At 44.1% G+C, this 11,997-nt stretch carries 9 protein-coding genes; 8 read left to right on the forward strand and 1 reads right to left on the reverse strand.

Translation table 11 applies throughout. The features are described 5' to 3' along the window. Positions 1-22 precede the first annotated feature (22 nt). From dnaX to AACX38_RS03500, 8 genes are all read left to right on the forward strand, one after another. Entirely contained in the window at positions 23-2,029 is a 2,007-nt protein-coding gene (gene dnaX, locus AACX38_RS03465; RefSeq protein ID WP_228863550.1) for a DNA polymerase III subunit gamma/tau, read from the forward strand. Between the two features lie 47 nt (positions 2,030-2,076). Further along, the gene (locus tag AACX38_RS03470) at positions 2,077-2,406 is read left to right on the forward strand and encodes a YbaB/EbfC family nucleoid-associated protein (protein ID WP_099111363.1); all 330 of its coding nucleotides are present in this window, start codon (positions 2,077-2,079) and stop codon (positions 2,404-2,406) included. Then, positions 2,406-3,014 (forward strand): recombination mediator RecR, encoded by a 609-nt coding sequence (gene recR, locus AACX38_RS03475; protein WP_099111362.1) that lies wholly within the window; start codon positions 2,406-2,408, stop codon positions 3,012-3,014. Before AACX38_RS03470 ends, recR begins: the two co-directional genes overlap by 1 nt. Positions 3,015-3,237: 223 nt before the next feature. Further along, positions 3,238-5,127 carry a molecular chaperone HtpG gene (htpG, locus tag AACX38_RS03480; RefSeq protein ID WP_169926580.1) on the forward strand — a complete coding sequence of 630 codons (1,890 nt, stop codon included), beginning with the start codon at positions 3,238-3,240 and terminating at the stop codon, positions 5,125-5,127. 172 nt (positions 5,128-5,299) lie between these two features. Next, the gene (adk, locus tag AACX38_RS03485; RefSeq protein WP_099111360.1) at positions 5,300-5,944 is read left to right on the forward strand and encodes an adenylate kinase; all 645 of its coding nucleotides are present in this window, start codon (positions 5,300-5,302) and stop codon (positions 5,942-5,944) included. A 348-nt stretch (positions 5,945-6,292) separates the two neighbouring features. After that, entirely contained in the window at positions 6,293-7,258 is a 966-nt protein-coding gene (hemH, locus tag AACX38_RS03490) for a ferrochelatase (RefSeq protein WP_228863551.1), read from the forward strand. Positions 7,259-7,472: 214 nt separating this feature from the next. Continuing rightward, positions 7,473-8,585 carry an LPS O-antigen length regulator Wzz(fepE) gene (gene wzz(fepE), locus AACX38_RS03495; RefSeq protein WP_228863552.1) on the forward strand — a complete coding sequence of 371 codons (1,113 nt, stop codon included), beginning with the start codon at positions 7,473-7,475 and terminating at the stop codon, positions 8,583-8,585. 171 nt (positions 8,586-8,756) lie between these two features. Beyond that, positions 8,757-10,067: an inosine/guanosine kinase gene (locus AACX38_RS03500; protein ID WP_228863553.1), complete on the forward strand. Its 1,311-nt coding sequence runs from the start codon at positions 8,757-8,759 to the stop codon at positions 10,065-10,067. A 60-nt stretch (positions 10,068-10,127) separates the two neighbouring features. Here the strand turns inward: AACX38_RS03500 and ybaL are convergent, their stop codons facing one another. Next, entirely contained in the window at positions 10,128-11,840 is a 1,713-nt protein-coding gene (ybaL, locus tag AACX38_RS03505) for a YbaL family putative K(+) efflux transporter (RefSeq protein ID WP_228863554.1), read from the reverse strand. Positions 11,841-11,997: the final 157 nt, after the last annotated feature.

The raw sequence follows: 11,997 nt of genomic DNA on the forward strand, positions 1-11,997 counted from the left end.
GTGTTCAATTTCCCCGGTATTCATGAGCTATCAGGTACTTGCCCGTAAGTGGCGCCCACAAATATTTTCTGATGTGATTGGTCAGCAACATGTGTTGACTGCATTGGCTAATGGTCTTGAACACCAGCGCCTCCATCATGCTTATCTTTTTTCCGGCACTCGTGGTGTTGGGAAGACTACTATTGCCCGCCTGTTGGCAAAGGGCCTGAATTGTGAAACAGGTATCACAAAAACGCCTTGTGGGCAGTGTGTTAACTGTCTCGAAATTGAGCAGGGGCGGTTTGTCGATCTGATTGAAATCGATGCCGCGTCACGAACAAAAGTAGAAGATACCCGTGAACTGCTGGATAACGTGCAGTATGCCCCAGCCAGAGGGCGTTTCAAAGTTTACCTCATTGACGAAGTTCACATGCTGTCCCGCCATAGTTTTAATGCGTTACTCAAGACATTAGAAGAGCCGCCGGAACATGTGAAATTTTTGCTGGCGACGACAGATCCGCAGAAATTACCCGTAACTATTCTTTCGCGCTGTCTACAATTCCATCTGAAAGCACTTGATGTCAGCCAGATTTCAGGCCAGCTGGAACATGTGCTTAATGCGGAACAAATAGAGAGTGAAGCCCGAGCTCGTCAGCTATTGGCCCGCGCAGCGGACGGCAGTATGCGTGATGCTTTGAGTCTGGCTGATCAGGCGATTGCCCTTGGTGGCGGAAAACTGACAGCAGATATTGTCAGCCAGATGTTGGGAACGCTGGATGATGAACAGCCTTTAGAAATGGTTGAAGCTCTGGTTCGTGCGGATGGACAGAAACTTCTGACTTTAGTGGAACAGGTCGCAGCCCGTGGTATGGACTGGGAAAATCTACTGGTCGAAATGTTATCGTTGCTGCATCGTGTTGCGATGATTCAGTTGCTGCCTCAGCAACCAGAGATTGAGCCTTCTTCAACAGAAGGGCGCTTGCGGTTGTTGGCGAGATCAATGCCACCCAGCGATTTACAACTTTATTATCAGGCGTTGTTAACTGGCCGTAAAGATCTCCCTTATGCTCCAGAGCGTAGGATGGGGGTTGAAATGGCATTATTACGTGCTCTGGCATTTCATCCAAAAACGATAATTGAAGAAGTATCAGTCTCTAATAACGTAGATATACCGGTCGCACCGGGTACAGAATTCATGCCTCCTCAGCCAGTATCTGATAATTTTGGCTCTGTCAGCCCGACATCTGCGGCTGGTATTACAGATAAACAATCCTCTGCGCAGAAACAGAGAATGGCCCCAAGGGAGGGGTTAGAACCAGTTGCTGACAGCCCGACTGCAAAATTACTACAGGCAAAAAATCTGCTTTCGCGGCAGGAAGGCACTTCCTCAAAAGGAAGTGCTCCTCCAAAAAAGGCTGAGCCGGCAGCGTCTGTTAAGGCGAAGCCGGCGAGTTCGGCACTGGAGCGATTGGTTGCGGTGGCCGAACAACGGCCTCAGTCTTTTGTTCCCAAGGCTCGTGAAGTTAAACCGGTAAAGCAAGAAGCTTATAGGTGGCGTGCTAAAAATATTGAAGAAAAGCGGGTTGTTACAACACCAAAAGCTATCAAATCAGCACTTGAATATGAAAAAACACCTGAATTGGTGAAAAAGCTGGCTATTGAATCCAGACAACGGGATCAATGGGCGGCTGAAATTGATAATCTGAATATTCCTAAACTGGTTCAGCAGGTAGCCTTGAATGCATTTAAAGAGCAGATTAATGAAAATCAGTTCTGTCTTCATCTGCGTTCAAAGCAACGTCACCTAAATTCGGCATCGGCACAGAGATCTTTATCGGAAGCGTTGACTGAATTGCATGGAAAACCTATTGAACTCAGTATTATTGAAGATGATAATCCAGCAGTAAAAACACCGCTGGAGTGGCGACAAGCCATCTATGAAGAAAAATTGGCACAAGCGCGCCAATCCATTATTTCGGATAAAACGATCCAAACACTTCAAGAATTGTTTGATGCTGAAGTGGATGAAGAAAGTATCCGGCCTGTTTAACCCCGCAGTATGTATTGATACTGTGTCTACAGCAAAGAGAGAGAATTATGTTTGGTAAAGGTGGTTTGGGCAATTTGATGAAACAGGCCCAGCAGATGCAAGATAAAATGCAGAAAATGCAGGAAGAAATTGCAAATCTGGAAGTGACTGGTGAATCTGGTGCAGGTCTGGTGAAAGTCACTATTAATGGCGCACATAACTGCCGTCGTGTCGAAATCGATCCAAGCCTGATGGAAGATGATAAAGATATGCTGGAAGATTTGATTGCTGCGGCATTCAATGATGCGGCCCGTCGTATTGAAGAAACTCAAAAAGAAAAAATGGCTAGTGTTTCCAGCGGAATGCAGTTACCACCCGGCTTTAAGATGCCTTTCTGATGCAAACCAGCCCTCTTCTTGAATCTCTGATGGAATCATTGCGTTGTCTGCCGGGAGTCGGTCCCAAGTCAGCACAACGGATGGCGTTTCATCTTTTACAACGGGATCGCAGTGGCGGTATGCGGCTTGCTCAGGCATTGACACGTGCTATGTCTGAGATTGGACATTGTCAGGACTGTCGAACGTTTACAGAACAGGAACAGTGCACGATTTGTACCAATCCCCGCCGTCAGCAAAACGGTCAGATCTGCGTGGTTGAAAGCCCGGCGGATATCCACGCTATTGAACAGACTGGTCAGTTTGCGGGGCGCTATTTTGTCCTTATGGGGCATTTATCGCCGCTGGATGGCATTGGTCCTATGGATATCGGCTTGGATCGTTTGGAAGAACGTTTATCTTCTGAAACGCTGTCGGAAATTATTCTGGCAACTAACCCGACTGTCGAAGGAGAGGCAACTGCGAACTATATTGCTGAAATGTGTTCGCAATATGGTGTGACTGCCAGTCGTATAGCACATGGTGTTCCTGTCGGAGGGGAGCTTGAAATGGTAGACGGAACAACACTGTCCCATTCCCTTGCCGGTCGCCATAGAATTACTGATTTGTGATCATACCCCCCATTTTTTAATGGGAAATCCTAATGGATGGTGTTGTGAAACCCGCCACCATCCATAATTAGCTGCATAACTAATTGTTTTTAAATGTTTAAATAATTAATTTCACATTCTTCTTATTCCCTGAACTTGAAACTCTTAAGTTTTATCCCCATCTGATTACCATCGTCCGATTTTACATATCTGAACTGGATTTAGATTGAGGTAATAAATGAGCATGAAAGATCAAGAAACCCGTGGATTTCAATCAGAAGTCAAACAACTGTTACAGTTGATGATCCATTCTCTCTATTCCAATAAAGAAATTTTCCTCCGTGAGCTGATTTCAAACGCATCAGATGCGGCGGATAAATTACGTTTCCGTGCATTATCAGCGCCAGAGCTGTACGAAAATGATGGTGAACTGCGTGTTCGTCTGGCTTTCGATAAAGAGAATAAAACAATTACCATTAGTGATAATGGTATTGGTATGACCCGTGATGAAGTGATCGATAACCTAGGAACGATTGCAAAATCTGGTACTAAGGCATTTCTTGAATCTATCGGCTCTGATCAGGCTAAAGACAGCCAATTGATTGGTCAGTTCGGTGTTGGTTTTTATTCTTCCTTTATTGTTGCTGATAAAGTGACTGTACGTACCCGTGCAGCAGGTGCGGCGACGGAACAGGGCGTATTCTGGGAATCAACTGGTGAAGGTGACTACACTGTTGCTGATATCGAAAAAGCAGAACGTGGAACAGAAATTACCCTGCATTTACGTGAAGGGGAAGATGAATTTTTGAATGACTGGCGTTTGCGTTCTGTCATCGGCAAATATTCTGACCATATCGCCTTACCTGTTGAAATTGAAACCCAGACTAAAAATGAAGAAGATGATTCAGTTACTGTAGCATGGGAAAAAATCAACAAGGCACAGGCACTGTGGACCCGCGGTAAAGCTGAAATCAGCGATGATGAATATAAAGAATTTTATAAACACATCTCCCACGATTTCGCTGATCCTCTGAGCTGGAGCCATAACCGTGTTGAAGGAAAGCAGGAATATACCAGTCTGCTGTATATCCCTTCTCAGGCACCATGGGATTTGTGGAACCGTGAACATAAACACGGGCTGAAACTGTATGTACAGCGTGTCTTCATCATGGATGAAGCTGAGCAGTTCATGCCAAATTATCTGCGTTTTATTCGCGGATTGATTGATTCCAATGACCTGCCACTGAACGTTTCCCGTGAAATTCTGCAGGACAGTTCAATCACTCGTAACCTGCGCAGCGCACTGACTAAACGTGTATTACAAATGCTGGATAAGCTGGCAAAAGATGATGCAGAGCAATACCAGTCTTTCTGGCAGCAGTTTGGTCTGGTTCTGAAAGAAGGTCCAGCCGAAGATGGCGGAAATAAAGAAGCTATTGCTAAGCTGCTGCGTTTTGCGACTACGCATAATGACAGTGCTTCACAAACTGTTTCTCTGGAAGAATACGTCAGCCGCATGACCGAAGGTCAGGAGAAGATTTACTACATTACCGCAGATAGTTATGCTGCTGCGAAAAATAGTCCGCATCTGGAACTGTTCCGTAAGAAAGGCATTGAAGTTCTGCTGTTATCTGACCGTATCGATGAATGGATGATGAGCTATCTGACAGAATTCGACGGCAAATCATTCCAGTCAGTCAGCAAAGCTGATGAATCTCTCGATAAACTGGCTGATGAAAACAAAGCAGATCAGGAAGAAGAAGATAAAAAACTGGAACCATTCGTTGAGCGTGTGAAGACACTGCTTGGCGAACGTGTGAAAGAAGTCAAGCTGACCCATCGACTGACTGATACACCGGCGATAGTGACTACTGATGCTAACGGAATGACGACTCAAATGGCGAAACTGTTTGCAGCGGCAGGACAGTCAGCACCGGAAGTCAGCTATAACTTTGAACTGAACCCGGATCATAATCTGGTTAAAAAGGCAGCTGAAATTCAGGATGACAGCCAGTTTGCTGACTGGATTGAGCTGTTACTGGAGCAGGCGCTGTTTGCTGAACGTGGAACGCTGGATGATCCAAACCAGTTTATCCGCCGTATGAATCAATTATTATTAGCTGAAAGCGCGTAATATCGTTTAAATTATGCCAATAAACCACGCTTCAACGGAAAATGAGGCGTGGTTTGTTTTTTGATAAGCGCGAAAACGTTTACCTGTTTTCTTGAGCGACTACCATTCCAGTGGTATGGTGGTTCGTTTTCTTTAAAAAATACGAAAAGCAAATAGCAAGGGGATTTACGCGATGCGTATTATTCTGCTGGGCGCGCCAGGCGCCGGTAAGGGGACTCAGGCGCAATTTATCATGGAGAAATATGGGATCCCTCAAATTTCGACAGGTGACATGTTGCGTGCCGCAGTAAAAGCAGGCAGCGAGCTGGGTTTAAAAGCAAAAGAACTGATGGATAATGGCAAACTGGTCACTGATGAGCTGGTTATCGCTTTGGTTAAAGAGCGCATCAAACAAGATGACTGCCGTAACGGATTCTTGTTGGATGGGTTCCCACGTACTATTCCTCAGGCTGATGCTATGAAAGAAGCGGGTGTCAGTGTTGATTATGTACTGGAATTCGATGTGCCGGATGAAATTATCGTTGATCGTATTATCGGCCGCCGTGTACATGCCCCATCAGGTCGTGTTTACCATATCAAATTCAATCCACCAAAAGTGGAAAATCGTGACGATATTACAGGCGAAGAGCTGACTGTCCGTAAAGACGATCAGGAAGATACGGTTCGTAAACGTCTGGTTGAATACCACGCTCAGACTGCACCTCTGGTTTCTTACTATCAGCAAGAAGCACAGGCAGGTAATACAAGCTACTTCAAACTTGATGGGACCCGTCAGGTTGCTGAAGTCAGTGAAGAATTAGCCCGCATTCTGGGTTAATACTCTGGGGTATTAGTACCCTGAGGTATTAGTATCCCGAATAAAATAAATAGTTGTGCGACAGATTTCAGATTAATTTGATCCTGAAGCACAGAGCAGGCGGTGTGAATACCGCCTGACTTTCACCTTTCCATATCAGATCCCCCCTATAAAATGTATTATACCCTTCGTCTTTCAAGTTGCCTCTTTGTTGGCTGCGTTCACTCACCCCGGTCACATAGTTATCTATGCTCCCGGGGATGCGTTCCCTTGCCGCCGCGACGCACCTTGAAATCCATTGTGTGTATGTGACTATCACCGAGCTTTATCCTGAATTATCCGTCACTTTAATGGGTGGAGTGTTGAATAATGAGTAATCGTAATTATGGTGTGCTATTAGTTAATCTTGGTACACCAGACGCGCCGACACCTGCTGCAATAAGGCGTTATCTGGCACAGTTTTTAAGTGATCGGCGAGTCGTGGATATTCCGCCATTGATTTGGAAGCCTCTGTTGTATGGCTTTATTCTTCCTTTCCGTTCTTTCCGTGTAGCCAGGCTGTATCAGGAAATCTGGACAGATGAAGGCTCGCCTTTATTGGTTTACAGCAAACGTCAGAAACAGCGATTAAGTGAAAAACTGGGTAATATACCTGTTGAACTGGGGATGACTTATGGTTCACCTTCATTATCTCAGGCAGTAGATAAATTACTACAGCAGGGTGTTGAATATCTCATCATACTTCCGTTGTATCCTCAGTACTCAAGTACAACATCAGCGGCAGTATTTGATAGTCTCAGCAAAATATTACAGGGATATCGTACTATCCCACATCTAAAATTTATTCGCAGTTACGCCCAGCACCCGGCATATATCGCTGCATTAAAGGAAACTGTAGAACAGAGCTTTGAAAAGCATGGTCAACCTGACCGCCTGATTCTTTCCTACCACGGTATCCCTGAGCGTCTGGCTGAAATGGGTGATATCTATCCACAGAACTGTCTGGCGACAACTCAACTGCTAACGGAGTTGTTGGACTATCCGGCAGATAGAATTATGATGACATACCAATCGCGTTTTGGGCGTTTACCGTGGTTAGCACCCTATACGGATAAAACAATAGCCCTGTTGCCAGAGCAGAATGTGGAGCATATTCAGGTGCTGTGTCCGGGGTTCGCAGCCGATTGTCTGGAGACGCTGGAAGAAATTAAGCAGCAGAATAAAGCTATTTTTTTAGATGCAGGCGGGAAAAAGTTTGAATATATACCAGCACTTAACGATAATGAGGCGCATATTTCACTATTCATGCAATTAATCAATGATGCCATGAGCTAACAAATAACTGACAGTTATGGATTATGGCTGGGTTTCATACCGAAAGTACATTGGCAGATATGGATATTTTTGCTTATAGTTAGTCGGTGTATATTCTGCCAATTGTGTGATTTTTTTAGAGTATTGCTTCAAAATCAATATATAACGTAAGCTGGGACAGTAATCTGGCAGGGAATAACGAGAAGCAAAATTATTTGGATTGGACATAGAGATAATGAGTAATAAACCAGTTAAGCATACAGAGTTTTATGAGGAACATGCAGACTATTATCATCCAAAGCAAGATGATGAAATTGATCTGTTTGAACTGTTCTCCGTAATATTTCAGTCAAAATATTTGATTATTGCAATATCCTTTATTTTTGCCGTGATTGGCTTTGGTGTTGCGTCATTTTTACCACAAAAATGGACCAGTACGGCGGCAGTGGTACAACCTGAGCTGGAACAGTTTCAGCCATTAAAAAATGTATTAACAGAACTGAATGTTCTTAATCTTGATCCCAAGATTACAGAGGATTCACTATTTAAGCGTTTTGTTGAAAACTATAACTCCCGTGTACTGCGTGAAGAATATCTGGTAGATACCGATTACTTCAGAACACTGCTTGCCAGTAAAGAAGATATTACGGCACAGGCTAAAAGAAGTCTGATTGAACAGATTGTAAATAAAAATATCTCTTCAACTGTACCTAATAAAAAAGATAAAGATGATGAGTTTTATGAAACAACACTTTCTTTCAGTGCGGGGACAGCTGAAGATTCATACAAATTATTGTCTGGTTACATCAAATTTATCTCCTCTGTTGTTCGTGACCAGATAAAAGATGAACTGAATGATGCGGTGAGTCAGAAACTGTCTTACTCGAAAAAAATGTATGATATTGATTTAGACCGTATCACCAATATGCGTTCTACCGATATTGAACGACTGAAGTATGCAATTTCTATTGCCAATTCAGCGGGTATTAAGAAACCAGTCTCCAGTGGTGGTGCAGTCGTTAAGGATGACCCGGATTATTCCATCGCTCTGGGTGCTGATGCGTTGCAACGTAAATTGCAGATCACAGAAGGCATTACCGATGCAACAACGATAGATCCTGACTTACGTAACCGTCTTCTTTATATCAAAAATCTGGAAGCGGTAAATATTGATAAGCTTGATTTCCAGCCATTCAAATATATGCAGGAGCCATACGAGCCAACGGCGAAAGATTCACCTAAGCGTTTGTTAATTCTGATTGGTGCTGGCTTTATTGGTTTTATTCTGTCAGTAATGTTTGTTCTGATGCGCCATATGGTGCGTAGTCGTCAGAAGCAAGCAGCCTGAAGCTTATGAGCTGCGTTTAATTCTCAGCGGTTCATAATCACTGAACTTTGGCAGCCAGTGTGTTATCACATTGGCTGTTTCTTTTCATCAATACTGAATACTGTGCTTTTTGTTTCATAGTGGGATTATGCTAATATGGCGCATGTTTTGGCTCCATAGCAACAATCAATTATGAAATTCCCCGGTAAACGCAAATCTAAACACTATTTTCCTGTCAGTCTGAGAGACCCTCTGCTTCAGCCCATCAAAGAGATGATGGATACTGAGAATAACCGAGCATATATTGTTGGTATTGACCAGATATTGGTAGATATTGAAGCTAAGGTTGATGAAAGCTTTATCCAACGTTATAACCTGAGTCAGGGGCATTCATTAGTTATTGAAGATGATGTTGCTGAAGCGCTCTATAATGAACTGGCAGATAATAACCTCATCAGCCATGAATTTGCGGGTGGAACGATTGGTAATACTCTGCATAACTATTCTGTGCTGGCGGATGACAAATCTGTGTTGCTTGGCACCATGTGCAATAACATCCAAATCGGCAGCTATGCCTATTGCTATCTTTGTAATACTTCCAGCCGGATGGATTTGAATCATCTTCAGGGCGTCGATGGTCCAATCGGTCGCTGTTTTACTCTGATCACTGAAAATGGTGAAAGAACATTTGCCATCAGTCCGGGGCTAATGAATCAGCTTAAACCGGAAAGTATTCCTGAGCATATTATTGCAGAAGCATCAGCACTGGTAATCACGGCCTATCTGGTACGCTGTAAATCAGGTGAACCGATGCCGGAAGCAACTATGAAAGCCATTGAGTATGCGAAGAAACATAATGTGCCAGTTGTTCTGACACTGGGTACAAAATACGTTATCGCGGACGATCCTCAGTGGTGGCGCGATTTTCTGGCAGAGAATGTTTCTGTGGTAGCCATGAATGAAGATGAAGCTCTGGAACTGACCGGATTTAGTGATCCTCTGCTGGCAGCAGATATGGCACTGAATTGGGTTGACCTCGTATTGTGTACTGCTGGCCCGGCAGGGTTGTATATGGCCGGTTATACGGAAAAAGAGTCCAAACGTCAGACATCACATCCATTATTACCGGGAGCGATTGCTGAATTCAATCGCTTTGAATTTAGTCGTGCCATGCGTCAGGATGATTGTCAGAATCCTATGCGGGTCTATTCTCATATTGAGCCCTATATGGGAGGACCTGAAAAAATTATGAATACGAATGGTGCCGGAGATGGCGCACTGTCTGCCTTACTGCATGATATTACGGCTAATAGTTATCATCGTATGAATGTCCCTAATTCGAGTAAACATATGCGCTCTTGCCTGACGTATTCTTCTCTGGCTCAGGTGTGTAAGTATGCGAACAGAGTGAGCTATCAGGTATTAAGTCAACATGCTCCACGCCTGACACGGGGCTTACCAGAAAGGGAAGATAGTCTGGAAGAGTCTTACTGGGAACGTTAATTTTTGTTATTCAGGAGTATCCCCTTGAAATTCTTGGGATACTCCCTATTAATCAATTCATTATGCTGCTGATGAATTAGTTGGTGAAAATGCCGATGGTAGTGCTATCGGGCAGTCAGGTGTGGATTCAGGGAGTGAATCGGCCATCGCTCTGGCGATTTCATGTTCGCCAATAATAATATGATCAGCGCCACGTGCTGTAAGGTAAGTGATTTCATCATCGTAATGAGCACGAACGATAATATTGATATCCGGCCTGATTGCTCTTGCACTCTCAATAATTTTGCCGGCTTCATAACCATTCGGGATAGTCAGGAATAGCGCACAGGCACAATCTAGCCTTGCTAACGCCATGATATCTTCTCTGGCCGCATTCCCCATCACAGCACTAATCCCCATTTCTCCCAGCTCTTCAAATCGGGCACGAGTATCCTCAATAGCAACCAGAGGAAAATGTTTTTCCTGCAGACGCTGGCAAAGTAGGTGACCGACCCTGCCATATCCCACAACAATCGCATGGCCGCAAATATTGACAGGGATTTGAGTTTCTTCCTCTAATGTTTCTTCCAGTATCTGTTCTTCTATCGTTTCTGTTTTTTCCAGATAGCGATCCAACAGGCTGAATAAAATCGGATTCAACATAATGGAAAGAATAGCCCCTGCCAGTATCAGGTTACGTGCATCACCATCTAACACACCTAAAGTGACACCTAATCCAGCCAGAATAAAGGCAAACTCACCAATTTGGGCAAGACTGACAGAAATAGTCAGTGCCGTACGTCGTGAGTGGCCGAAAAGCCTGACCAGCAACAGTGCTGCGACAGATTTACCGATAATAATAATGGCCAGCGTTCCTAAAATGGCAATGGGTTGCTGGATCAAGATTATTGGATCAAACAACATACCGACCGAAACAAAAAACAGCACAGCAAAAGCATCTCTGAGAGGTAAAGTATCCTGTGCGGCTCTATGGCTCAGTTCTGATTCATTCAGTACCATCCCGGCAAAAAATGCTCCCAGTGCAAATGAGGCATCAAATAGCTCCACTGCACCATAGGCGACCCCTAAGGCGATGGTGAGGACAGCCAGAGTAAATAACTCGCGCGAGCCTGTACTGGCTGTTTTTGCCAGCAGCCATGGGATCAGACGGCGGCCAACAAAAATCATCAATAAAATAAATGCGACAACTTTGCCGACAGTAATAGCAAGTTCAAGAAGTAATTGGCCGATATCAGTATTATTGTTATCTAAAATACCCGCAGAAGCAGGCAGTAACACCAAAGCCAGCACCATTGCCAGATCTTCGACAATCAGCCAGCCAATGGCAATTTTCCCCCTCTGACTGTCAATGAGTTGGCGTTCTTCCAGTGCTCTGAGCAGTACTACGGTACTGGCGGTGGACAGGCAGAGGCCAAAGACAATTCCGCTGAATAAACCCCAGCCCAGTAATTTTGACAGGCCGGCTCCTAATAGCGTTGCCACGGCAATCTGGGCAATTGCTCCCGGGATTGCAATTGATTTTACGGCTAATAAATCTTTGAGTGAAAAATGCAGACCGACACCAAACATCAGTAAGATCACGCCAATTTCTGAAAGTTCAGGCGCCAGAGAAGTATCGGCAACAAAACCTGGTGTAAAAGGTCCGGCAAGCACACCGGCCATAAGATAACCTACCAAAGGTGAGATTTTCAGACGCTGTGCAAGCATGCCAAGCAGATAGGCGAGGAGAAAACCGCCAACAATAGTCGTGATGAGAGGTGTCGAATGCTCCATCAAGTCTCCTTCTGGGTTGGATAAATGTAATAGGATGTATTATCAGATTGGGTAATTATTAATTTTACAAATAATTTGAAATACTTGCTTGAAAAATATACTTTTTTGAGAAAATGAGGATGATCTACATAAAGAGCATTGTAATGGTATTTTATGT

It is taken from the genome of Xenorhabdus sp. PB30.3, from assembly GCF_963895965.1.
GTDB lineage: Bacteria > Pseudomonadota > Gammaproteobacteria > Enterobacterales > Enterobacteriaceae > Xenorhabdus > Xenorhabdus stockiae.